The following is a 24,735-nucleotide window of genomic DNA, read 5'->3' as shown; positions in this document are numbered from 1 at the left end:
CAGCCCGTACATAGAAAAAATTTACGAGAGCCGGTTTGTTCGTACCTTCCTTGTCTATACGAATTACCATCATAGACATGGGAGGTGAACACAATGGCAAATGTTGCTTTTGGCTTCCAAGAAGCGGTCTTCACACTCGAAAGCATGGTGGCAAACATCGAACGTCAAGCCCAGACCATCGAAAAACTCATCAACGAAAATAAACAGTTAAGACAAGAAAACCAGCAATGGAAAGCACGTATTGCAGAATTAGAAGCCCGTACGAAAAAAACAGTACGAATAGTCATTTTCCGCCGTCCTCTGACCGGTTTGGGGCGAAATCTCCTTCTAGGTTTGGTGCCTGTCACCACCCGAATTGTTTGAAGGAACGCGGTATTATTCGCATGAAGAAGGTTGGAGCGTATCGGATGAGCTGTTTGCAAACTGTCTTTGCTTGCCATCGGGTTCAAGTATGACGATTGAGGAACAACAACGAGTTATTGATGTAATTACAAGCCTCTTGCTTAAATAGGTGGGCGGCTGATTTTTTTATTGCATCGAGGGATGAAAGTGCAGACAAAAGCCGTACAAATAGAAATCGAGCAATTTAAACGCATTTTAATTGAAGCGTACGAACGAGGGCAGTCGAATGAAGTGACAGCCAAAGAGATGGTTCAAGAATTGGCATAGAAGTTATGTGTAGATGGTGAAAAATAAGTTATTATTAGATTTTATAGGAATTTAATACTGTCACGTTTTTTAATTGTGTGTCTTTTCATCCGTTTGCTAACAATTAAAACAAACGTGAAAAATCTTTTTCTAAACGATTGCAGGATATTTTATTTTTAGATCGAATAGTCTTAATATTCTGTATATTTTTTATGGGATGATAAGGGGATGGTTAGTTTGAATAGGCCATTGAAAATAATCATTCTAGCTATTACACAAACATACGAGCGTTACTGTGTTGCAGGGATGACTGAACGTGGACAATGGATCAGACCATTGCCCCCTGATCATCGTTTTTGGGCAAGCTACAAATATGATGATGGTACGTTCATTAAGCCGGGAGACATATGGGAGGTCACCGACTATGTCAAATATAATGATCCTACTTCACCGGGGCATACGGAAGATATTCGAGTACTGAGCTATGAATCCTTATACAAATGCGGGGAATTAAACAATACTGAACTATGTGCATTTGTTAAGCAGCATCTCGAAAGTGAGCAAACACTACATGATACGCTAAATGCTAACGGACGATCGTTATGTTTAATCAAAGTGGATGATATTTGGAAAATAGAAGGAGCGAACCGTATTTGCTTTACAATGAATGCCAAAGAATATCGGAACAATACTTATAAAGAAGGTTATCCGGTAACAGATTTAAAATGGCGTTCCGTTTTTCGCTCTCATCGCTCGATATCCTTTAAAGGGTTTCAAAATTTATATTTGTGTATCGGATTGGCACGAACAGAACCGAATAAGAATATTACACGTGAATATCCGATGGTTATTAGTATTATCACAAATCCCTTTGTGGATTATCCGCCGCAATACCCATAATGGAAGTGGATATTTACGCTTGCTTAATGGTATACTTAATGTAAAAAGAAGGGGGAATGGTGAATGAGGGAACTAAAGGGAAAGTTATACACCTCAAATATCGAAGGATTAAAGTATGCGCCCCCTCATGCAGAAATATGGCAAATTACACGTGCTGGTCATAATATCACAGGTGCTATTGTTGTCCGTAGTTTGTCACCTTCCCCTCAGTTGTTTGAGCGTTACCTAAGGGAGTGGAAAGGGACACAAACGAATGAGTGGTGGCCTTTATATGAAAATGCCTTTCTTTCTGAACTAAGAGAAGAAGAAAAGCTAAAGTCGCTCCGAGATATTTATAAAAAATTGCTTCTAGGGAAAGATATTGTACTCCTTTGTTTTTGCCCGGATCATCGTTATTGTCATCGCCGTTTAGTGGGGGAGTTTTTTAAGCCGTATGGAGTTGAAGCGGTGGAGTTAAATCCTATGAAAACAGAGCAATTAAGTTTGTTTTAGGTGAGTGAAAAAATGAAAGCGAAAATTTGCACAATTGGGTTTGCGAAGAAACCGTTGCGAACGTTTGTGGAACTTTTAAAACAAGCAAATGTTCAAGTAGTTATTGACACACGTTTGCATAATACGTCGCAATTATCGGGATACGCTAAAAAAGACGATTTAGCATTTATTTTAGAAATATTAGGTATTGGTTATATTCATGATCCCCTTCTTGCCCCCACGGAGGAAATTCTCAAAGCGTATAAAAACAAGGAGATGGCTTGGGGAGATTATGAGGAGAAATATGTAGAGTTATTAAAAATGAGAAAAGTAGAGCAGTCCCATCAAGATCTCATCGCAAAGAAAACGGTTTGTCTACTATGTAGTGAACACGCCCCACATTACTGTCATCGTCGTTTATTAGCAGAGTACTTGCGAAAATTTTATTCGGATATAGAAATTGTTCATTTAATGTAGAGAATGAAATTAGTTATAAAAGGATGTACAAACTTTCTCTTCCCCTTCGTCGAGCTATATGATATCCTTCACATGAAAATAACTTCATGATAAGAGGAAGATGTAGATGAAATCGGAACGAAAAAGGGTAAAACGTATATGGATCGGAGCAATTGTTTTATTTCTTGCGTTGGTAGGGGCGTATGCATTTTCTGTTTACTATAAACTACAACAAACGATCAGCGAAATACACGAACCTATTCAACGTGAACATTCAGAGAAACGCCCAGAGGAGCTATCATTTACAAAGCAACAACCGATCTCGATTTTGCTTATTGGGGTAGATGAACGAAAAAATGATCGCGGTCGGGCAGATTCGTTAATTGTGATGACAGTAAACCCGAAAAAGCAGTCGATAGAAATGGTAAGCATTCCGCGAGATACACGCACATTGATTGTCGGTAAAGGGAAAGAGGACAAAATTAACCACTCGTATGCTTTTGGCGGGGTGGAAATGACGCTTGCGACAGTTGAACAATTTTTAGACATTCCAATTGATTATTACATTAAAGTGAACATGGAAAGCTTTAAAGATATCGTAGATGCCGTTGGTGGTGTTACAGTAAATAATGCTTTTGCATTTGAATATGAAGGAGAGTCGTTCCCTAAAGGAGAAATTACTCTAAATGGAGAAAAGGCATTAAAATACGCTCGTATGCGCTATGAAGACCCACGTGGCGATTTTGGCAGACAAGATCGCCAAAAACAAGTGATTGAGGCCATTATTAAAAAAGGAGCTAGCTTCTCTTCTCTTACAAACTATGGTGACATACTTGAAGCGATAGGAAAAAATATAAAAACAAATTTGACATTTGACGACATGAAACAAATTCAAGCGAACTATAAAGAAGCACGACGTCATATCGAGCAGCTACACATACAAGGAAAAGGTCAAAAAATAAACGGGATCTACTATTTGATTGTACCAGAGGAAGAACGTATAGCCATTTCGCAACGGTTAAAGGAGCATTTGGAGATACAGAAAAGGGGCTGACCGAAAAGACCGCTAAAAAGCGGACTTTTGAGTCAGCCCTAAAAAATGCATTTATTTGAATTTGATTGTTGCTAGTCTTCCGTTTACTTCCTCTATATCAAAATATTCCGGATCAAAGTCGTCTCCGTACCATTCATCATACCACTCGAGAAACTCTTCCCGTTCTTGTTTTCTTGTATCGTTTTGCATCATATCAATTACATCTTGGTAGCCCCAAACGCCACCGACATCTTCTGGTGGGCATGCTCGTTTTCCTTTAATGCAAATGGGATGTGGCAATGGTTCCGTTCGTTTTTCAATTTTTTCTAATGTAATAACATGATCCCAATTGTCCCCAAAGTCATACGTATATAAAACTTTGTCTTTTTCTTGACTTAAATATGTTTTTATCCGCACTTTTTGAGAATTGAGCATATCTTTCCAAGGGTGTGAAAAATCATCCAGAGGATGTGGTACATCGATGATCGCGTCGCCCGTTTCAAATTGATATAAGTGATAGTTTTTCCAACCCATTGCTTCTTGAATGATCAGATGAAGTTGATCGAATGTAATATTGCTTGGAATAAGTACACGTCGCCAAATGGGAGGACGAATACCACGCAAGGCGATTTTTAATTGGTAAACGGTTTGTTTTTTCTGCAACACTTTCTCCTCCTTTCTTTTACTATAATGATAGACGAGTTTCTATGTTTTTATAAGAGAAATCTTTCATTTTTTTCGATAGCCGTATCGTGCAAAAATGCTCACGTTTGTGTAAACTGAAAAAAAACGTGCACGGAGGTTGGCTATGAACATTGTCGTTGTCGGAACAGGATATGTGGGCTTAGTGACAGGTGTGGCGCTTGCGCATATCGGACATCGGGTGACATGCGTTGATGTCGATAAAGAAAAAGTTGAGCGGATGCGACAAGGGATCTCACCGATTTATGAGCCGGGCATTGAGCCGTTAATGAAAGAAAATATGGAAGCGAATCGGTTGTTTTTTACGACAGATGGTGCGAGTGCATATCAGGAAGCGGATGTGATTTATATCGCGGTCGGCACGCCTGAAAATGAAGATGGCTTTGCGGATTTAACATATTTAAAGCAAGCGGTGAGAGACATTGCTTCGGCGGTGACGAAAGACGTGATCGTCGTCACGAAAAGTACGGTGCCAGTTGGGACAAATCATGAAATACAACGTATGTTTAAGCAGCTCGTTCCACATGTGCATATCGATGTCGTATCAAATCCAGAATTTTTGCGTGAAGGGTCTGCGATTCATGATACGTTTCATGGCGACCGCATTGTGATCGGTGCGGATGATGAACGGGCAGCAGCGGTCGTTGCCGATATTCATCGGCCATTTGGCATTCCGATTTTTCACACGGATATTCGCAGTGCAGAAATGATTAAATATGCTTCAAACGCCTTTTTGGCGACGAAAATTAGTTTTATTAACGAAATTGCGAACATATGTGAAAAAGTTGGGGCAGATGTTGAACAAGTAGCAGCGGGAATGGGAATGGATCAACGCATCGGTTCATCGTTTTTACGCGCAGGTATCGGTTACGGCGGGTCTTGTTTTCCGAAAGATACGAAAGCGTTAGCGAAAATTGCGGCAAATATTGATCACGATTTCGAATTGTTGAAGGCAGTGATTGAAGTAAACAATAAGCAACAACGCAAGCTAATTGAAAAAGCGAAAAAAAGATTTGGGCATCTCGCAGGGAAAAAAATCGCTCTTCTCGGTTTATCGTTTAAGCCAAATACAGACGATATGCGGGAAGCTGCATCGCTTGTCGTTGCGCGCGAGCTGCTTGCGGAACAGGCAACTGTTGTTGCTTATGATCCGATCGCGATGGGGAAAGCGGCACATGTGTTGCCGAAGGAAGTCATATATGCAAGCAGTGTGGAGGAGGCGTTACAAGATGCTGATGCGGCAATGATTTTAACGGAATGGGATGAATTTCGCCAGCTGGACTTATCTGTATACGTTAACGAAATGAAAACGCCGATTATTTTTGATGGGCGCAATTGTTATGCGCTTCACGATGTAGCGCGCTACCCAATTGAATATTACTCGATCGGACGAAAACCGATAACGAATATAAAATAACTCCATCTTTCCTATATATGTCAACAACCCAATGACTAAAGTCATGGGCTTGTAAGCCCCATGTTGACCAGACCAAGGCTTGAAACAGAGCCTACGTTATAGATGTCATGACACGTTCGGGTGCTTCTCCAGCCCGTTCCTCTGTCGTGCAAGGTTAAACAAGCGTGGTGGGTAGCGCTAGTGTCTTGCACATAACAAGCATCTATAACATGGTCGAGGAGAATATGACCTGCTTTATGCAGAGGAAAGGGGAGAACCCTATGGTTTTTGTGTTAGACACAAACAAACGTCCGCTTGCTCCTTGTCACGAAGCAGTTGCGAGAAAGCTGTTGAAACAAGGAAAAGCAGCGATCTACAAACGCTATCCATTTACGATTATTTTAAAAGAAATTGTCGATAATTTTCGACCGAAAACACCGTATCGGCTCAAAATCGATCACGGAAGCAAACACACAGGACTTGCGATTTTGCGAGGACAAGAAGTGGTATGGTTAGGGCAACTTGACCATCGCACAGACATCAAGGAAAGAATGGATAAAAGGCGTGCTTTCCGTCGAGCAAGACGAAATCGAAAAACTCGATACAGAAAACCACGTTTTCTTAATCGTAGGAGAAAAGACGGGTGGTTGCCGCCATCACTAGAGAGTCGCGTGCAAAATATCCAAACATGGGTTAACCACCTAAAGAAGTTATGCCCCATTGGGTATATATCATACGAAAATACCAAATTCGACACGCAACTCATGCGAAATCCTGAAATCAATGGTGTAGAGTATCAACAAGGCACGCTACAAGGATATGAAGTACGGGAGTATTTGCTTGAAAAGTTTGGGCGGAAGTGTTGTTATTGCGGAAAAGAAAATGTTCCACTTGAAGTGGAGCATATCATTCCAAAATCGAGAGGTGGAACAGACCGAGTGGATAACCTATGTCTTGCCTGTCATGACTGTAATCAGCGCAAAGGAAGTAAGACAGCAGAAGAATTCGGGTATCCGCACATTCAAAAGCAAGTCAAAGAATCATTAAAAGATGCAAGTGCTGTCAACTCGACAAGGTGGAAAGTGTATGAAGTGTTAAAACAAAGCGGATGCGAAGTAGAGTGTGGAACAGGTGCACGAACGAAAATGAATCGTATTCGTTTAGACTTGCCGAAAACACATTATTTTGACGCTTGTTGTGTAGGCGAAAGCACACCAAATCACTTATATTTCAAAACAAAAGAAGTGTTATTCATTAGAGCAAAGGGGCGTGGTAGTCGTTCACGCACAAACCTAGATAGATATGGCTTCCCAAGAGGTTATCTTGCAAGACAAAAGTTCTTCTTTGGCTTCCAAACAGGGGACATGGTTAAGGCTGTTATCCCAAGAGGGAAATATCAAGGCGTTTGGTTTGGCGAAGTATCATGCAGAAAGACTGGAAGTTTCGATATTAAAGGTAAGGACGGAAAGCGTATCGCACAAGGAATAAATTATAGATATGTCCAAGTCATTCAGCGATTCGACGGATACACATATCGAAGGGAGGGAATGAACATTGCGTAAGGTGCAATTCCTCCCCGTGCCTAAAGGCAGGGGCTTCCTTGCGTAAGTTTCGTGATAAAATTGAAGTGTATGACAAGGAAAGGAGATATTGTATGATTTTAGTCGTTGGTGGTGCGGGATATATCGGCAGCCATGTGGTAAAGAAATTAGTTGAAACGAAGCCGATCGTCGTGCTCGATAATTTATCGACAGGGCATCGTCATCTCGTGGACAAACGAGCGGTATTCGTTCATGGCGATTTAGGCGATCGGACGACGCTTGTACGCATTTTTGAAAAATATCCAATCGATGCGGTGATGCATTTTGCGGCGAATAGTTTAGTAGGCGAGTCGGTCGTTGAGCCGATGAAATATTATAAAAACAATGTCGCAGCGACGCTGACATTATTGGAAACGATGATGGAATATGGTGTCAAACGTTTTATTTTTTCATCGACAGCGGCTGTATACGGCATTCCAAACGTTGATCTTATTACGGAAGATTGCCCGACAAACCCAATTAATCCGTACGGTCGCTCGAAATTAATGATCGAGCATATGCTTTCAGACTTTGCCTCGGCGTACGATTTACGCTACGTCGTGTTGCGCTATTTCAACGCGGCAGGTGCGCATGAAAGCGGTGAAATCGGGGAAGATCATCATCCGGAAACGCATTTAATTCCGCTTATTTTGCAACATTTGCTCGGATTGCGTGATAAAATTTCGGTGTTTGGCACAGATTACGATACGCCAGATGGCACATGTATTCGCGATTACATTCATGTGACCGATTTAGCGGAGGCGCACATTCTCGCGCTGCACGCCCTTCTTTCGGACGAGAAAAAGACAGCGACATACAATCTTGGCAACGGGCTCGGATATTCGGTTAAAGAAGTGATCGATATGTGCGAGCGTGTGACGGGGAAACAGGCGACGATCGAATATACGGAGCGCCGCCCGGGAGATCCGGCTCGACTCGTCGCCTCGTCTGAAAAAATTGCTCGTGAACTTGGCTGGAAAGCGACGCGCTCGCTCGAAGACATTATCGCAAGTGCATGGCTTTGGCATAGAAAACAAAAATAAACAGCCGGTCGCGTCGGCTGTTTATTTTTTTCGTTCTTCTAGTTTTTTGGCCATTTGTTCAAGCAGTTTTTCCCATAATGTTTGTTGCTTCGTTCCTTTTTTCTTTGCCATATTTCACCTCATGAAAGCGTAAATAGTTCACGTAATTGTTCGTTGGACAGTTCGGTAATCCACGTTTCACTTTGGATGAGCTGTTCATTGAGCGACTGCTTTTTCTCAAGCATATCATCAATTTTTTCTTCAATTGTGCCGGTTGTAATGAATTTATGCACATGAACAAATTTCGTTTGCCCGATGCGATATGCTCGGTCTGTCGCTTGGTTTTCAACGGCCGGATTCCACCAGCGGTCAAAATGAATGACGTGGTTGGCGGCTGTTAAGTTTAGCCCTGTTCCGCCCGCTTTGAGCGATAAAATGAATATATGAAACTGTCCGTTTTGAAATTGTTCAATCATTTCATCGCGCGTTTGTTTTGGCGTGCTGCCGTTTAAAAAGACGACCGTTTCTTTTAGATGAGAAGCAAGAATATGTTGAATCATCTCGCCCATTTGAATGTACTGGGTAAAGATTAAGCAACTTTCCCCGTTTTCGCGAATTTGCCCGACAAGTTCAAGCAGCTTTTCTACTTTATGCGATCGCTCGACGATTTGCTTCGGATGTTTTTCTTTTAAGTATAGTGCTGGATGGTTGCATAGTTGTTTTAAGCTGTTTAACATTTGTAAAATGATGCCGCGTCGCGCAAACCCATCGACTTGTTCGAGTTTTTCAAGCGACTGTTGCACAATTTGTTCATATAAGGATGCTTGCTCGACGGTGAGCGGGCAATATTCTTTTTGTTCGAGTTTATCCGGCAAGTCGAGCGCAATACGTTCGTCTGTTTTTGTTCGCCGCAATAAAAATGGACGAATAAGCTTTTGTAAACGTTCGGTCGCTTGCTTATCGCCATTTTTCTCAATTGGAGTCGCAAATTGGCGCTGAAACTCGGTTTGCGATCCTAAATAGCCCGGATTTAAGAAATGGAAAATGCTCCAAAGTTCGTTTAGTCGATTTTCAATCGGTGTGCCGGTGAGCGCAATTTTATGACGCCCTTTTAGTTTACGAATGGCACGCGCTTGTTTCGTTTGGGCATTTTTAATGTTTTGTGCTTCATCTAAACAAATGACATCCCAATCGATGCTTGCGAGGTCGTCGAAATCTAAATGAGCCAAACTGTATGATGTAATGACAAGATCACAGCTTTTTGCTTTTTCGATAAACGTATCTCCATGTCCACGAGTGGATCCGTGATGAACGTAGACGGTTAAAGACGGAACGAATTGCTGACATTCTTTTTGCCAATTGCCGATGACGCTCGTTGGACAAATAAGTAAAGCAGGGCCGTTTCGTTTCTCGTTTTCTTTCACATAGGCGAGATAGGCTAGCATTTGTATCGTTTTCCCAAGACCCATATCGTCTGCTAAACAGCCACCAAAACCGAGCTGGCGTAAAAAGATGAGCCAGTCGACGCCTCGCTGTTGGTATGGACGTAACGTGCCATGGAACGTGCTCGGAATGGTGACGTTTGGGATATGGTCAATGTTTTTCATTTTTCGTACGAGTGTGGCAAACGAGCGATTTAGTTCAATGTCAATCGCTTCATCGTCTTCATGTTGTTCGTTTGTTTTTTCCGCGAGCGTTTGCATCAGCACGTCACGAAGCGATAAACCTTCTTGTTTCGCTCGTTTCATTAGCTTTTGTACGTGTTGAATGACGGCAGGGTCAAGTTGCACCCATTGATCGCGAATGCGCACGAGGCGGCGCTTTTGTTCGACGAGTTCCGCGAATTGCTGCTCCGTTAGTTCGATGCCGTTTGTAGCGATGCGCCAGTCGAAATCGACGAGTGCATCAAGCCCGAATACAGATGTCGCCGATGATTTCACTCGTGCTTTTACACGAAGGCGCGCTTGTTTGACGACTTCCCACCATTCTGGAACAATAACGCGCACACCCGCTTCGGTGAGTTCGATTGTCGCTTCCACTAAAAAGCGCAACGCTTCTTCTTCGTTTAGTTGCGTGCGCAGCGCCCCATTTTCGCTTAGCCATGGAACGATCGTTTGCCAGCGTTGTTGAGCTCGTTCGATATGGTTAGCGTACGCTTGCCAAGCTTTCGGCATATGCGGATACACGGTGATGTCGTTTGTTGTTGCGTCGATGAGCACCGTTTCGAGCGGCCACGCCCCTCCGTCTTCCTCTGGTTCGTTTAAACGAATGGCGACGATAAATGGTGGGCGGTTTTTGTCCCAGCCGATTTCTGTTAGCCATTCGTGCTCGTCTATAAATGGTGTAGCGTCGCCTGAAATAAGCGGATATGTTTCAATGATTTGTTGCCACGTTTGTTTTAGCTCCACGTCCGATTGAATCCAGTCATTGATTGCTTCGGAACGCCAAACGGATACGAATGGATGATCGTCCGCTTCTGTTCCTTTCCATCCGAAGCGCCCGTTTTTCCATGCTTCAAAGTCAGGCATAAACTGCTTTTGTTCGATATGTCCCATGATTTGTTTTGCCCATGTTTGAAATTGTTTGCTTTGTTCGTCCCATATCGTGTCGATGAATGCGTTTGTCGATGGATAAGCAAAAAACGTAAGCGCCTCCCATGGCGAAAGAAGGACGCCAATATGGTTTCCGATTGTATCAACTGTCGCAAATGTCCCGTAAAACGTTTCTTCATGCCAACAAAAGACGAGCTCTTTCCACTCATCTGGGTGCGCATCATCACTATAAATGAAAAACTGTTTCTGTTCTTCAAGCCAGCGGCTTTTTAGTTCAAGTTGCATCATATGAATTTCCCTTTCCGTAATAAATCTTGAAAGGCACGTAATCGTTTTGTTTGTTCAGCGAGTTTTGTAATATATGTTTCCCAGCGAGGCATTTGTTTTAAGGCGCGGTAATGGGCGCGCAGTTTTCGTAAATGTTTTATTGCTTGTTCATATGCGCTCCGATTTTTTTGTTCAATATAATGCATAATCGTTTGGTGATACAAAGGAAGAACGAGCGAACGATCCGCTTGTTCGACTGCTTTTAAATGGAGCGGGTGAATCATATCGACGGTTGTTTTTTCAAGCATATATAATTCAATAAGCTCTTTCCATTTTTGTTCATCAAATAAGTAATCGATGTACGTATAAAAGCTGTACGGAAGCAGCTTTTGAAGAAGCTGTTCGTACCGTTCGGTTTGTTCATTTTTTGTAGCGATACGATATTGGACATAGGCAGATAATACATGTTGAACAAACCACTCACGTTCGGTGATATGAAGCGAATATAAGTATGTTTCCACATTTTGTTCGAGACGATGAAACCACTCTACTCCACGTTGAATTTGTTTTTTGGCAAATGACATATGCATAAAACGGACGATATGTTCCGTTGCTAAGTATGGAAACGGTTCAATGAGCTGATACGCACGATGATCGTTTTCAAGCAAAAACGATACATAAGAAGCTGCGCCGATAAATGGTATTTTTTCTTCTACGGTTTGTTTCTTATTCAACTGTTCAATCGCCCATGTACATTCCTCTTGGCGATATGTTTCGTCGGTCAATACGGTTGTCCATATGATTTCGTATACATCTAATATTTGTCTAAAGTACGTTAATTCGCCTGACAATACGTTTCTTACGTATGGGATAGTAGCGTATAAAAGTTGTTCATGGCTTTTTGTACGCGGTTTTTTCGCTAAATTTATGAGCGCTTGTTGTACGGTTGAAGAAAATTGTTCCACATGTCGCTCTTGCATGATCGCGAAGTAGCCCCATGATTTTTGCGGAATATGAACAAGTTTAATAAATGTAAATAAGGCGGCATGGACATAATATAAATGGTCTAAAAACGATGCTTTAGATGTCGGACGTTCAAATGTTGGGAAAAACGATTGAACGAGCCTGCGCATATGTTCTTCTTCCGTTATATTGTATAGCGGGATGCGGCGATATTTTTCTTCAAACGATTGCCACCACGCGTCAACGATATTTGCGTTGTTTGACGTATTGCTTCTATTTTTCTCGTTTAGCTTCTGTTGCTGAACGGTTTGTTGTTTCACTTGTACGTCTTTTTGTTTTTCATTGCTTTCGGCTTTTTTTCGTTTTGTCGCTGGTTCTTTCCATGTTCTAATTAAATTCCCGACTGCATCAATTTGATTGTATGCATATAAAAATAACGCAACATTGTGCGGACATAGACCGACGGTTGTGCAAGTGCATGATGATCCTGCCGCCTGCTTTAACCGAAAAGATGGCTCATATGTATGTCCCTTATCTGTTACTTTCCCTTTCAGCACATTGTCCTCAATTGTCACGTTATACACATGCCCAGTACGGTACAATTGCCATGCTCGTTTAATGATGTCGCTATGTTTTTTGTACGGTAGCAGCTTCATCAAGCGTTCAGCCGCTTTTGTCATCACTTCGGACGATAGCATCGTCTGCAACATATGTAAATTACTCCTTTTCGTTCATTTGTCCTCATTTTAGCATGCTCTCTATTTGTTTACAAATAGTGAGTAAAGGGATATAATAATCATATATTTGAAAAAGTGAATGTAAAATAGGTTTTTTTAGTTTTTAAAAAATATTTTTATCTTTAAATGAACGTAAGAAGGTGGACGAATTGAGAAGAAAACCGTTTGAGCCCCCAATGTTACCGTTGCAAGATGGCGTGATAGACCAATTGAAGTTTATCCACGAACTAATTGACGCGAACAAAAGCATTGTAGAATATGAAACAATGTTAAAAAACTCTAAATTACATCCGAAATTTTTACTTCGACCAGTTATGTTGAAAGAAGCTGTTCAATCAACAAAGCTCGAAGGAACACAGGTGACATTGGATGATGTCATGGAAGTAGAAGCGGAAACGAAGAAAGTAAATAAAGATATTCAAGAGGCGTTAAATTATTATGAGGCACTAATAAAAGGGATGGATTTTTTGCAGCGCATTCCACTTTCCAATCGTTTATTTAAATATTTGCATGAAATTTTATTATCTAATCATGTGAGAGGTGCTAATCGCGCGCCAGGAGAGTTTAGAAAAATTCAAAATTTCATTGGACCAGAAGGGTGTACCATTGAAACGGCAACATATGTTCCACCGGAACCTCACCTTGTTTACGACTACATGAGCAATTTGGAAAAGTATATAAACGAACCAAAAGACGATTTTGATGAACTTATTCGTGTTGCGATTATTCACGCGCAATTTGAAACGATTCACCCTTTTTTAGATGGGAATGGAAGAATTGGACGTATCTTAATTCCTTTATACTTGTATAGTAAAAAAGTGATTGAGTTTCCAAACTTTTTTATTAGTGATGTACTGGAGCGGGATAAACATAAGTATTACCGTTTTTTAAATGAGATACGATATGAAGGGAATTGGAATCAATGGATTCGCTTTTTCTTACAATGTATAAAAGTACAGGCGAAGAAGAATGTCCAGCTTATTCAAGATATAAACGAGCTATACGAAAGAGATTTAGATGTAGCAAGTAAATTGATCAACAGTAGCCATGTTCGTCATATAATGAATGTCATGTTTCAACGTCCGATTTTTACAGTCAAAACTATTGTCGAGCTGACAGGCATGAGCGAAAGTACTGTCCGAAGATATGTGAACAAATTAGAGCAACATCAATTAATTTTCTCAAATGGAAGAATGCGCTCGAAAACATATTATTATTATAACTTACTTGACTATCTTCGCTAAATTTTCAGTGGAGAACGTAAGAGGAGCATTTCATTATGAATGTTTCGGATCAGCTAGTCGGCCACAAGACACGATCCCCCTCATTAGTATGGGAGGGCTTTTTTGTTGTACAGAAGGGGAAAAAGTGATAAAATGGTATTAATATTTCCATATATAGAAATAGAAAGGGTCTGAATGATGACTAAAACAAATCGTATGATATGGTGGGGTCTTGTCGTTGCATGGTGTGCGCTTATTTACTATTTTACCGAGTCTCCGCTATTTACCGGGGAGCAAACAGCGCAATGGATTCGTCGTTTTCTTGAATATGTTGGCATTCATACGAACCATCCTGTGAGCGACGGATTATTTTCATGGAATCTTATTGTTCGAAAATGTGCGCATATGACGGTATTTGGAATGTTTGCGTTTTTTGCATGGAAAGCAACGGCTTCATACCGTGTCGCTTGGTTGTTGACGCTTTTTTGCGCCATGTTCGATGAATGGCATCAATCGTTTCAACCGAAGCGAAAGGCGCTATTTTCTGACGTCATCATCGATATGATCGGGGCGACGATTGTGATCGGGGCGACGATTGTGTTATGGATGGTTTGGAAGGCGAATAAGCGAGCATAGACGCTCGCTTATTTGTCAGCAGGAAATACAATGCCTGTTTGTTTTCTTGCTTCGTCCATCACTTTCATTGCCGCAAGCGAATGGGCGTGTGAATTAATTGTAGATTCCTTCTCTCCCCGTTCGATGAGTGACATAAATTCAAGCGCCTCATAGTACATCGGCTCGTACGGTTGCGGAACGGTGACGTCTTCAATGCGCCCGTCACGGTAATGAATATGTACGCGCGTTGGTGTATGAATCGCATCGATGACGATTGTCCTTTCTTCTCCTTGAATTTCGGCAGGAGCATACGAGTTTGCGATTTTGGAATACATAACGATCGCATCCATCTCGCCGTAATCGAGCATGATGCTTCCTTCGCCATCTACACCCGACGATAGGCGAACGCTATGGGCTTGAATGGCTTTCGGTTCGCCAAACAAAACAACGAGCGGATATAAACAATAAACGCCAAGGTCCATCAATGCGCCGCTTGAAAAGGCAGGGTTAAAGGCGTTTGCGACTGTTCCTTGCTTAAATGCATCGTAGCGCGAAGAATATTGGCAATAGCTTGCGACGTAGCGACGGACGCGCCCGATTTTCGGCAAATGGTGTTGAATCGCTTGAAAGTTTGGTAAACACGTCGCCTTCATCGCCTCCATCAACACGACACCATTTTTTTGTGCCGCCTCAATCATCGCTTCCACTTCTTTGGCGTTAGAAGCGAGCGGTTTTTCACAAATGACATGTTTGCCGTGATTCATAAGCGTGATTGCTTGTTCGGCATGAAACGCATTTGGACTTGCGATATATACCGCATCGACGTTTTTGCTTACTGCAAGTTCATGTAAGTTTGTAAACGTTTCGGTTGCCCCTGTTTTTTCAGCAAAGGCGTTTGCGGTTTCTTTTTGTCGAGAATAAACAGCTTGTAAATGAAACGAAGGCACTTGTTTGGCCGCGCGAATAAACGCTTCTGTAATCCAATTTGTTCCGATTGTTGCAAAGCGAATCATTCATTTTCTCTCCCTTTGATATATGTCCAACCATCTTGTTGGTACACTTTTTCTTCTTTCATTAATCGTCCAAGCGCGCGTTTAAATGCCGCTTTGCTCATATGAAAGCGGGTTTGAATGTCTTCTGGGTCGCTTTTATCGCTATATGGCATCGCACCGCCACGGCTTTCAAGGTAGTTGTAGATCGTTTCTGCATCTGTTTGTAAACTTTCTTGTTTGCGCGGAAGTAACGAAACGTTAATCGTCCCATCTTCTTTCACAGCGATGATGCGCCCTTCGACAAGTTCACCGAGGCGTGGTTCTTGTCTTCGTTGTGATTCGTGAATAAATCCGATATATCCGACATCTGTAATGAGAAACGATCCTGCTTTAATAAGGCGATAAATGCGTCCGCGCACGTTCGTGTTGAACGCAGAAGCGGGAGCGGGAACGCTTATTTGTTTCATCGTTTCTTCATCCGCGAGTTTCGCGAGGAGGCGACCTCGTTTATCTACTTGAAGCGAACAGTATAACTGATCTCCTTTTTCCGGCCAAAGTGTCGGAATGGACGGTAAGTCATCGACCGATAATAACACGTCTTTTTCAATGCCGATATGAACGAAAACGCCGAGCTGTGGTACGACGTCGACGACTTCAACCCAACCGTATGATGACGTCGTAATGAGCGGGCGCTTCATCGTTGCACGCATCCGTCCATCATGATCGTGATATAAAAATACGGTCACATCATCCCCAACTTGTAACTCGCCTTCACATTGACTTTCATGAAGTAAGGCGCTTTCTTTTCCATTCGTGACGATGTAGCCGAACGGTTTTTGTTCTTTTACTTGCCATATTACGATTTGTCCAATCATTGCTCTCTTCCTTTTTTATAGCGTTTAATGCTTATTCTACACGATTGCAAGGAAAGACACAAAGGGATGTATCTTCTTTCCTTTTGACGTGTTACAATAAAGAAAAAGTGTTGAGGTGGGGAAAATGAGTAAAGTAGCACGAAATGCGTTATGTCCGTGCGGAAGTGGAAAAAAGTATAAACATTGTTGTGGGAATAATGTTGTGTCGATGCATGAGCTTATCGATCAAGACGTTATTCACCATATGCACGATCTCATTCACTATGCTACATTTGAACACGAATCGTTTTTGTATCGAACGGTTCAAAAACATATGATCGTAGAACAAACGGACGAAGATACAACACCTGTGTTTCGCTTTTTCATTAGTATGTGGGCAATGTTTTTCAAAAAGGATGCACATGGGATGACGATTTTCGATTACTATTTGCGCACGCTTCGTAAGCAGGCAATTCGGCCGACTGTATATAGCATCATTCAGTCGTGGCGTCAAGCGTTCCCAACGTTTGTTTGCATTGATGAATTGCGCGATTCGTATGTTGTCGTAACAGATTTATTAACTGGGGAAACGAAACATATGAAACTACTTGATATGCCGGATGAGTTCGAGTTGGAAGAAGGACAAGCGTTGGCAGGAATTTTTGTACCACATGGTCAATATATCGCTTGTTTTGGAACATTTTTTCCTCTCCCGGTCGTTTTAACCCGTCCGTTATACGTATACATACAAGATGTTTGGAAAGCATGCGGCGAACAATATGAACGATGGATTGAGACGTATCCAGAAACGTTTCAAAAATCATTACGTTTAACGATGTTTGACGTCGAAAGTTTATCGCCAAAACAAGAACAAGTGTTTATATTATTTGAACAAAACTTTCCGAAAAAAGATTTGTCCATTCTTGATACCGCTCGTCTCATTTGGGTGGAATATTGTCGTCTGTACAATCCGACGATTCGAAAGCCAGAAGTGTACGCAGCAGCGCTTCATTACATTATGGCTGATGCGATTTTGCATGAATGGATTCCACAAAAACAACTTGCTGAGCAATACGGCATTTCTGCGAGTACGTTATCGAAACGGATCGATACGTTTTACGATGCGTTTGAAGACATTGCCGAACAAATTCACGACCAACTTGATGACTTATTTACTGACTGGGATGATGACGACTGGGATGAAGATGACTGGGATGATGACGACTGGGACGATGAGGACATCTTTGAAGTATGTGAAGATTGTGATGAAGAGTAAAAGGGAGCGAATCGGCTCCCTTTTTTTAAATGAGTTCAATATCTTCTAAAATCATGCTTGCAAAAAAGCCGCTGATGTGATGAAGTGCTTCAAGCACCGCTTTTGGATCGGCATGGAAAAAGTCTTTCATCATCGACTGATTTTGTTCATGAATAAATGCGAAAATGAAATCTGTCTTGATTCGATTGCTTAGTAAGACAGGGCAATAGCTCAGTTCAAGCTTACGTTTTATATTTCCTTCGTCGCCGAAATGTTTGCGATATACTTCACGCAACGTTGGCAATTGTTCTTGAATTTTTTCATGCGCATCTGTTAACCATGCTTGCACGGCTTCAGCAGGTGGAAATTGTTTATGAAGCAAAATGAGCTCAAAGATTTTGTTTAATGCAAAGCTTGACTCTGTCGCAAAAGCGACGTTCGTCAACAATAACGAAACGTATTCTTCTTCTGTTTTTGTTTCCATGCGCATTTTCATAAAAATTTCTAATATTTCCGAGTGTACTTTCGTCTTCGTCCAATCTTTTGTTAATTGTTGAACGAGCGCCATCACCGTTCGATTGACTGTGTCATTTGTCCATTCCATCGCGAATGCAACCCTTTCTTTTGCATGTATGTATACCATTACTTTACCAATGTTATGACAAAGAAGAAATAGTCAATTGTTATATTCATGTGATATGATTAATAATGTTGTCGAATGATCGAAGCGAAGGAGAGTTTTTTATGTCGTTTCAAACGATTCACATACTCGGAGTTCCGTTTGTTCGTGCGACAATGGATGAAATGATGTCCGTCATTCATGCGCACGTCAAACAACAAAAGCCTTGTTTTATCGTGACGGCCAATCCTGAAATTGTTATGAAAGCAAATGAGGAACCGACATACATGGCGACCATTCAGCAAGCGGATTACGTCGTCGCGGATGGCATCGGGGTCGTGAAAGCGGCTGAACTGCTCGGAACGCCGCTTCCAGAGCGAGTGGCTGGCTACGACTTGCTTTGCCGCTGTTTGCAGCTTGCTGATGAGCATGAATATCGCGTATATATGATCGGCGCAAAAGAAAAAGTTGTACAAGCGGCAGCGAAACATGTGCGTGACCGCTATCCGAACGCTCGTTTAGTCGGAGTACGCAACGGCTACTTCGATTGGAACGATGAAACGATCATCGAAGAAGTGAAGCGAGCCGAACCGGATTTTGTTTTTGTCGCGCTAGGCATGGGGAAACAAGAACAATGGATTGCCGAACATATACAGACAGTCGGACGTGGTGTATGGATGGGCGTTGGCGGAAGCTTCGACGTGCTTGCTGGAGTGGTCAAGCGCGCCCCTGAACTATGGATTCGTCTCCATTTAGAATGGTTGTATCGACTGTTAAAACAGCCGACGCGAGCGAAGCGGATGATGGCGTTGCCGCGCTTTGCGTGGACGATTTTAAAGCAGAAGGTTGTTAGAAAATGAGCCAGTCATTTGTGAAAGGGACGATCATTTTAACACTCGGCACGATCATCTCGAAAGTGCTTGGCAGCATTTTTCGCATTCCGTTACAAAACATTGCGGGAGATAAAGTGCTCGGCATTTTTAGTCTCGTTTATCCGCTCTATATGGTTGCGCTCATTTTATCGGTTGCGGGCATTCCGATTGCTGTATCGAAATTAATTTCCGAAGCGCGCGCGCAGCAAAAAGAAGATGAAGTGGCGCGTCTCGTGCAGACGGCGAGCGTGTTGGCATTTAGTTTCGGCGTGCTCAGCTTTTCGCTCCTTGCAGGAGGCTCCTCATGGATCGCCCAAGCACTAGGTGGCGAGGAAGCGCAATGGGCGATTATCGTCGTCAGTACAACGTTACTTATCTCGCCGTATATGGCTGTATATCGCGGCTTTTTCCAAGGGCTCGAAGATATGAAGCCGACAGCTACGTCGCAAGTACTTGAGCAATTTGTGCGCGTTACTTTTATTTTACTTGTTGCTTTTTATATGGTGAAAGCTGCATACCCTGACGATATAATCGCCGGAGCAATTATGATTGGCTCGCCGCTTGGGGCGTTTGCAAGTCTCGTATACTTACGGGCGCTGTATGCCCGCTCTCCTTACCGTCCGAAACGTGTGAAACTAACGCGCACGCAGTGGATGGAGACGAGCAAGACGATTTTAACGTTATCTATCCCGATTGCGCTCGGTGCGCTTGCGATGCCATTTTTAAATTTAGTCGACTCGCTATCTGTTCCGCTCGCGCTTCGTTCATATGGCGTAGGAACAGACGAAACGAGCTATTTATTTGGGCTGTATAGCCGTGGAACAGCCCTTGTGCAAATTGCAACCGTATTTTCATCTTCGCTTGTGCTCCCGCTCATTCCGCTGTTAAGTAAACAGCTAGCAAAAGGGGAAATAAACCGAGCACAGCAAACGATCGAACAGTCGTTTCGTCTATCCCACTTTTTATCATGGCCCATGGCGGCAGGACTCGCCGCTTTAACCGTTCCGCTCAACGTCGCTTTGTTTACAAATGACGAAGGAAGCGCGACGATGGCGGTCGTGTTGGCAAGTTCCATATTCACCTCGCTCGCTTTGCTTGGGACAGGCATTTTACAAGGTATTGGCGAGTCGAAACGAGCTGCTTTCATTATTTTAATAGGCTGTCTCGTGAAATGGGGGACAAACATATTGTTCATTTCTTGGTACGGCTTAATTGGTGCCGGCATTTCGACGTTTGTCACATATGCGTTTATTACATGGATGAACCACGTTGCGATTCGCCGTCACATATCGCTTTCGTTTTGGAATCGAAAGGTCATCGTCTATGTATTTGCCTCGCTTGTTATGGGCATCGGCTTATTTCTCATTTCCCCAACGTGGGGAAGAATGGCGTCGCTCGTGTATGTAGCGATTGCAACAATTGGTGGTGGTTTATTCTATATTGGAATCGCACTTGCGCTCGGTGGAGTAACGCTTCAAGAGCTTCGCCAATGGTTGAATCAAACAAAGAAGGGATGAAACACGTGAAAAAATGGTTGTTGATTATCATCGCGCTTTCGCTCGTGCTCATCGCTCCAGCGGTAGGCAAGCGTCATCAAGTAGAATGGGACAATCGAACGTATGAAATGATAATGCCATATGATGAAATCGAAGCATGGTTGCAAGAAGAAAAAGAAGAAGACGTATGGAAGCAATTGAAAGAAGCTGGGTTAACGACGGTGAGCGTTGAAGCAGAAACGCTCGAGTCACTTGGAAAATCCGGGCGTGTTCTGTTGATAGAGATGAGCGAGTTTAAACGTATGCTTATTTTTGCAAACGAAAATGTCGCTCATCTTCCTTCGCGTGGGCTTGTCGTTTATCCGCTCGATGAAACGTTCCCGCTTGTTTCATCGCTCGAAGCGATGTTTGGCGATGACGTTCAAGCGACGCAAGCAAATGGAAAAACGTATTATATAATCGAAGGAAATGCGAAAAAAATCAAGCGTGTTCCATTAGGATATGATGAAATGAAAATCGCTCATCTCATTGAACAAGGCTTAATGGTTGTGCTCCGTATTCCAGATGCACGTGATATGAACGAAGCGAGTGTACATGTACTTCAACAAATTGAAGCGTTAAAAAATGAACATACATCTAAGTTGTTGCCGACAGGAGAAGAAGTGGCCGGCTACCCAACAGATGTCACAAAATGGGGGGAAGTCTGGAAAGAAGCAGGATATGCTTTACTGTCAACAGAGTTTTACGAAGCGAAAGGGTTGACGGCATTAGCAAAAGCGATGGATATGCACGTTGTTCGTTTACATAGTTTAAATTTAGAGCAGCGAAAGCCAAATGAAGCGGTTGATGTAGCGATTCGTGCGATTAAAGAGCGCAACATTCGCGCCCTATTTATTCGCCCGTATACATCCGAAGAAATAGCACAAAATATTGAAAAAACCGTTTCCGTCATGAAACAAATTGTTCAACATATGCCAAGCCACTATACGCTCGGAAAAAGTGAACCGTTCGCACCAATTGAACGTTCGTCTATTGCCACAATTGGATTTGTGATTGGGGCGACTGCTTTCGTTTTTCTTGCGGTTCGTTCGCTCGTGTCGCCAATGATGGCATCGCTTGCCGCCGGCGGAGCTCTCATTTTAGGCATGGCAGGTACGGTGTTAGCAATCGATTTGGCATTGAAAGCACTAGCCTTGCTCGTTGCTATCATTACCCCAATATATGCCTCTAAACCTTCTTCCGTCCAAGAAGGATGGCGTGGTACATTTATGGCGTATGGTCGTGCGATTGCCATTTCGTTTGTCGGAATTAGTTGGATTGTGACGATGCTGTATGGAAATGAGTATATGGCTTATGTCGGTGAAGGGTTTCGTGGGGTGAAACTTGTTTACGTCGTTCCGCTTGTTGCCATGGTCGTACTCGTTTTACCTTGGATCATTCGAGAGCCGCTTCTTCCTTTTATGAAGCGACTATGGAAGCATCCGATTACTGTCGGACATGTCGTGCTTAGCTTGATCATTTTCGCTCTGTTGGCGTATTACGTCTTGCGCTCTGGCAATACAGGAACGGCAAGTGCTCTTGAACTAGCAGCGAGACAAAAGTTAGAAGAATGGTTGTACGTACGCCCACGCACGAAAGAGTTTTTGCTCGGTTTTCCAGCTTATTTGCTTGCGTTATTTGTCATCAATAAGCAAAAGCAGCTAGGGGCGATCCTCCTTGTCGTTGGGACAATCGGATGGTTGTCGATGATCAATACATTTACACATTTGCATATCCCACTTTTTATTTCATTTGTTCGCACAATGTATAGTCTTGGACTTGGGCTATTTATTGGTATTGCCCTCATTTATGTATATAAGTGGGTATGGAAAAAGGTGATACGATGAACATTGTACTATCTGGATATTACGGTTTTCATAACGTCGGCGACGAAGCCATTTTATATGCGATCATTCAAGCGCTTCGGGCGCATGATCCACATGTGCAAGTGACCGTGCTTTCAAACGATCCTGAATTTACAAAACAAACATATGGGGTTCATGCGGTAAATCGTTGGCGAATCGGTGACATCGTTCAGGCGCTCCGTCAAAGCGATGGGTTAATTAGCGGTGGCGGAAGTTTGCTTCAAGATCAAACAGGATGGCGCAGCATTCCGTACTATACGGGGATCATGCAAATTGCCAAATGGCTTGGCAAACCGGTCATGGTGTACGCACAAGGCATGGGTCCTGTCAACAACAAGCCAAATCAATGGTTGATGAAATGGACGTTAAATCAAGTCGATCGTCTTACGGTGCGCGATGAACCGTCTGCACAACTATTAAAAACGCTAGGTGTAACGAAACCGATTACTGTCGTACCTGATCCGGTGATGGGACTAGAGCCGCCGACAACGCCAACAGTTTGGTGGCAACAACAGTCGTTTACACGTCCGGTCATTGCTGTTTCCGTACGGGATTGGACGCGCGGTCGCGATTTTGAAAGAAAAATTGCCGTCGCGCTTGACCGTTCGATTGAAGCAGGTTTTGATGTTGTATTCATCCCGATGCATGGACATCATGATGATCAAACGTCCCGTCGTGTGTTAGCGATGATGAAAGAGCGCGCCGTCGTTGCTCCTTATGATGCAAGCATTGAAGAAAAAATGGCGATGATCGCAAGTGCTGACTTGCTTGTCGGGATGCGTTTACATGCGTTAATTTTTGCGGCGGTCGTTCATACACCGTTTATTGCTTTATCATACGATCCGAAAATTGATGCATTTGCCGAGCAAGCAAACCAACCGGTGTTTGCGCATGTCGAACGAGACGACTGGGACGGTGAAGCACTATTTTCATATATTCAGCAATGTATGAACGAACGAGAAGAGCGAAAAGAAGCGATGATTCAAGCTGTCGCACCGCTCCAACAAACAGCCCAACAAACGGCCAAAGAAGCGCTCGCTTTGTTAAAGCGCAACATTTAGAAAAAAAAGGAAAACAATTTACTGTTTAGTCCCGGACATTTTCCGGGATTTTTATTGTTAAAATTATGAAAATTCATTATAATAATAGCGAACATATATTTGTGAGGGGGAGTTTGGATGGAACGGATGGAAGAGTACATGATTATGGAGGAGACAGCTGCACTTGTGCCACAATATGATTCATACGGCCGGCTTGGGACGATCGTTTACGAATTGTACAACACGTACAAAGTAGAGCAATCGCCGAAAGAGATTATACAACAAAGCTGCCGTTACTACGGAAGTACATATGAAGGAAAAGTTCACGCGGCAAAACATATTCTCGGCATTCGGCAAATGGTTCCGATCTCCGTTTGTGAAGCGCTTCGGCTCTACTTCTTTCCAACATGTTCTCCTGACAGCGATCGATGCATATGGATTGCACCATCCCACATCAAGATGATACAACCGTATGAGAAAAAGAAAACGAAAGTCATTTTAAAAAATAAACAAGAACTCATTGTCGACATCCAAAAAGGAACGTTGGAAGGAAAAATGTATAAAACAGCGATGCTTATGGTTACTTTACAACAAAGAATGATGAATAACTATGAAAAGTAGTGTATAATATTTCGAGGATAAAAAAGAAAAGAGGACCATTATGCGAACGTTGCGAGGACATCATTTATTATGCGTACACGGCTTCCAAGGCATGGGATATAGTGAATCGTTCGTCGAAAAGATGACTGAAATCGTTGCGTTTATGCGCGATGACCGTACGGATGGCCCGATTCGCGTCATCGCCGCCCTTGATGAAGCGTGTTATGCGTGTCCCCACCATGGAGTAGACCGTTGCGAGGCAGATGAACAATCGAACGATCATGTGCTGACGATGGATCGGCGTGTACTAAACCATTTACAGCTCAAAGAAAACAAAGTGTATATGAAATCTGAGCTCATTGAACGAACGAAGCAAGCGGTTGAACCAGATGATCTAGATGTGCTTTGTGCTGGCTGTTCATGGCTATCGTATGGTGTGTGCAAAGAAGGAATACGAAAATTGAAAAATTTTTCTGACAAAAGAGATTGAAGATGTGCTATGATAAGGAAATAAAAATAGAAAGAAAGGGTTATGGCA

At 42.7% G+C, this 24,735-nt stretch carries 22 protein-coding genes and 1 pseudogene; 17 read left to right on the top strand and 6 right to left on the bottom strand.

The window, feature by feature from the left end:
* Nucleotides 1-93 precede the first annotated feature (93 nt).
* From NSS60_RS13720 to tagU, 5 genes and pseudogenes are all read left to right on the top strand, one after another.
* A pseudogene (locus NSS60_RS13720) lies at nt 94-332 on the top strand (DUF6444 domain-containing protein); the annotation flags it as partial.
* Nucleotides 333-885: 553 nt separating this feature from the next.
* Entirely contained in the window at nt 886-1,548 is a 663-nt protein-coding gene (locus NSS60_RS13715; RefSeq protein ID WP_064214392.1) for a dual OB domain-containing protein, read from the top strand.
* A gap of 63 nt (nt 1,549-1,611) precedes the next feature.
* Entirely contained in the window at nt 1,612-2,040 is a 429-nt protein-coding gene (locus tag NSS60_RS13710) for a DUF488 family protein, N3 subclade (RefSeq protein WP_004892819.1), read from the top strand.
* A gap of 12 nt (nt 2,041-2,052) precedes the next feature.
* Nucleotides 2,053-2,496 (top strand): DUF488 domain-containing protein, encoded by a 444-nt coding sequence (locus tag NSS60_RS13705; RefSeq protein ID WP_035018959.1) that lies wholly within the window; start codon nt 2,053-2,055, stop codon nt 2,494-2,496.
* Nucleotides 2,497-2,602: 106 nt separating this feature from the next.
* Complete coding sequence (gene tagU / locus NSS60_RS13700) at nt 2,603-3,529, top strand: polyisoprenyl-teichoic acid--peptidoglycan teichoic acid transferase TagU (protein ID WP_004892816.1); 927 nt, start codon at nt 2,603-2,605, stop codon at nt 3,527-3,529.
* 51 nt (nt 3,530-3,580) lie between these two features.
* On the opposite strand, the gene NSS60_RS13695 is transcribed toward tagU, so the two are convergent.
* Entirely contained in the window at nt 3,581-4,174 is a 594-nt protein-coding gene (locus NSS60_RS13695; protein WP_004892813.1) for a plasmid pRiA4b ORF-3 family protein, read from the bottom strand.
* A gap of 142 nt (nt 4,175-4,316) precedes the next feature.
* On the opposite strand from NSS60_RS13695, the gene NSS60_RS13690 reads away from it, so the two are divergent.
* The 3 genes from NSS60_RS13690 to galE all read left to right on the top strand — a co-directional run bounded on the left by NSS60_RS13690 (nt 4,317) and on the right by galE (nt 8,229).
* Nucleotides 4,317-5,627: a UDP-glucose dehydrogenase family protein gene (locus tag NSS60_RS13690; RefSeq protein ID WP_088223532.1), complete on the top strand. Its 1,311-nt coding sequence runs from the start codon at nt 4,317-4,319 to the stop codon at nt 5,625-5,627.
* A 260-nt stretch (nt 5,628-5,887) separates the two neighbouring features.
* Nucleotides 5,888-7,168 carry an RNA-guided endonuclease IscB gene (iscB, locus tag NSS60_RS13685; protein WP_088223531.1) on the top strand — a complete coding sequence of 427 codons (1,281 nt, stop codon included), beginning with the start codon at nt 5,888-5,890 and terminating at the stop codon, nt 7,166-7,168.
* Between the two features lie 92 nt (nt 7,169-7,260).
* The gene (gene galE / locus NSS60_RS13680; RefSeq protein WP_004892806.1) at nt 7,261-8,229 is read left to right on the top strand and encodes a UDP-glucose 4-epimerase GalE; all 969 of its coding nucleotides are present in this window, start codon (nt 7,261-7,263) and stop codon (nt 8,227-8,229) included.
* A 119-nt stretch (nt 8,230-8,348) separates the two neighbouring features.
* On the opposite strand, the gene NSS60_RS13675 is transcribed toward galE, so the two are convergent.
* Nucleotides 8,349-11,045: a DEAD/DEAH box helicase gene (locus tag NSS60_RS13675; RefSeq protein WP_081254061.1), complete on the bottom strand. Its 2,697-nt coding sequence runs from the start codon at nt 11,043-11,045 to the stop codon at nt 8,349-8,351.
* A complete protein-coding gene (locus tag NSS60_RS13670) occupies nt 11,045-12,700 on the bottom strand; it encodes an SWIM zinc finger family protein (protein ID WP_004892801.1) in 1,656 nt (551 codons plus the stop codon). Before NSS60_RS13670 ends, NSS60_RS13675 begins: the two co-directional genes overlap by 1 nt.
* A 176-nt stretch (nt 12,701-12,876) precedes the next feature.
* On the opposite strand from NSS60_RS13670, the gene NSS60_RS13665 reads away from it, so the two are divergent.
* Nucleotides 12,877-13,971 carry a Fic family protein gene (locus NSS60_RS13665; protein WP_004892798.1) on the top strand — a complete coding sequence of 365 codons (1,095 nt, stop codon included), beginning with the start codon at nt 12,877-12,879 and terminating at the stop codon, nt 13,969-13,971.
* 177 nt (nt 13,972-14,148) lie between these two features.
* Complete coding sequence (locus NSS60_RS13660; protein WP_035018952.1) at nt 14,149-14,586, top strand: VanZ family protein; 438 nt, start codon at nt 14,149-14,151, stop codon at nt 14,584-14,586.
* Between the two features lie 8 nt (nt 14,587-14,594).
* Here the strand turns inward: NSS60_RS13660 and NSS60_RS13655 are convergent, their stop codons facing one another.
* A complete protein-coding gene (locus NSS60_RS13655) occupies nt 14,595-15,578 on the bottom strand; it encodes a Gfo/Idh/MocA family protein (RefSeq protein ID WP_340720908.1) in 984 nt (327 codons plus the stop codon).
* Nucleotides 15,575-16,432: a CvfB family protein gene (locus tag NSS60_RS13650; RefSeq protein WP_064214381.1), complete on the bottom strand. Its 858-nt coding sequence runs from the start codon at nt 16,430-16,432 to the stop codon at nt 15,575-15,577. The genes NSS60_RS13655 and NSS60_RS13650 overlap by 4 nt, the downstream gene beginning before the upstream one ends.
* 124 nt (nt 16,433-16,556) lie before the next feature.
* On the opposite strand from NSS60_RS13650, the gene NSS60_RS13645 reads away from it, so the two are divergent.
* The gene (locus NSS60_RS13645) at nt 16,557-17,687 is read left to right on the top strand and encodes a YecA family protein (RefSeq protein ID WP_064214380.1); all 1,131 of its coding nucleotides are present in this window, start codon (nt 16,557-16,559) and stop codon (nt 17,685-17,687) included.
* Between the two features lie 25 nt (nt 17,688-17,712).
* Here NSS60_RS13645 and NSS60_RS13640 read toward each other — a convergent pair whose 3' ends face one another.
* Entirely contained in the window at nt 17,713-18,309 is a 597-nt protein-coding gene (locus NSS60_RS13640) for a hypothetical protein (RefSeq protein WP_192951521.1), read from the bottom strand.
* A gap of 101 nt (nt 18,310-18,410) precedes the next feature.
* Between NSS60_RS13640 and NSS60_RS13635 the strand changes: the two genes are divergently transcribed.
* The 6 genes from NSS60_RS13635 (at nt 18,411) to NSS60_RS13610 (ending at nt 24,687) form a co-directional block, all read left to right on the top strand.
* Nucleotides 18,411-19,145: a WecB/TagA/CpsF family glycosyltransferase gene (locus NSS60_RS13635; protein ID WP_088223527.1), complete on the top strand. Its 735-nt coding sequence runs from the start codon at nt 18,411-18,413 to the stop codon at nt 19,143-19,145.
* Nucleotides 19,142-20,674, top strand: a complete 1,533-nt coding sequence (locus tag NSS60_RS13630) for a putative polysaccharide biosynthesis protein (RefSeq protein ID WP_064214377.1) — start codon at nt 19,142-19,144, stop codon at nt 20,672-20,674. Before NSS60_RS13635 ends, NSS60_RS13630 begins: the two co-directional genes overlap by 4 nt.
* Nucleotides 20,647-22,539 carry a DUF5693 family protein gene (locus NSS60_RS13625; RefSeq protein WP_064214376.1) on the top strand — a complete coding sequence of 631 codons (1,893 nt, stop codon included), beginning with the start codon at nt 20,647-20,649 and terminating at the stop codon, nt 22,537-22,539. Before NSS60_RS13630 ends, NSS60_RS13625 begins: the two co-directional genes overlap by 28 nt.
* On the top strand, nt 22,536-23,618 hold the full coding sequence (gene csaB, locus NSS60_RS13620; protein ID WP_064214375.1) for a polysaccharide pyruvyl transferase CsaB: 1,083 nt from the start codon (nt 22,536-22,538) through the stop codon (nt 23,616-23,618). Before NSS60_RS13625 ends, csaB begins: the two co-directional genes overlap by 4 nt.
* A gap of 117 nt (nt 23,619-23,735) precedes the next feature.
* Nucleotides 23,736-24,218 carry a competence protein ComK gene (locus NSS60_RS13615; protein WP_064214374.1) on the top strand — a complete coding sequence of 161 codons (483 nt, stop codon included), beginning with the start codon at nt 23,736-23,738 and terminating at the stop codon, nt 24,216-24,218.
* 40 nt (nt 24,219-24,258) lie between these two features.
* Entirely contained in the window at nt 24,259-24,687 is a 429-nt protein-coding gene (locus NSS60_RS13610; RefSeq protein ID WP_064220796.1) for a DUF1284 domain-containing protein, read from the top strand.
* The last annotated feature ends 48 nt before the right edge of the window (nt 24,688-24,735 follow it).

It is taken from the genome of Anoxybacillus sp. FSL W8-0382 (assembly GCF_038003845.1).
Classification (GTDB): domain Bacteria; phylum Bacillota; class Bacilli; order Bacillales; family Anoxybacillaceae; genus Anoxybacillus; species Anoxybacillus flavithermus_G.
This window is presented reverse-complemented; position numbering and strand designations above follow the sequence as displayed.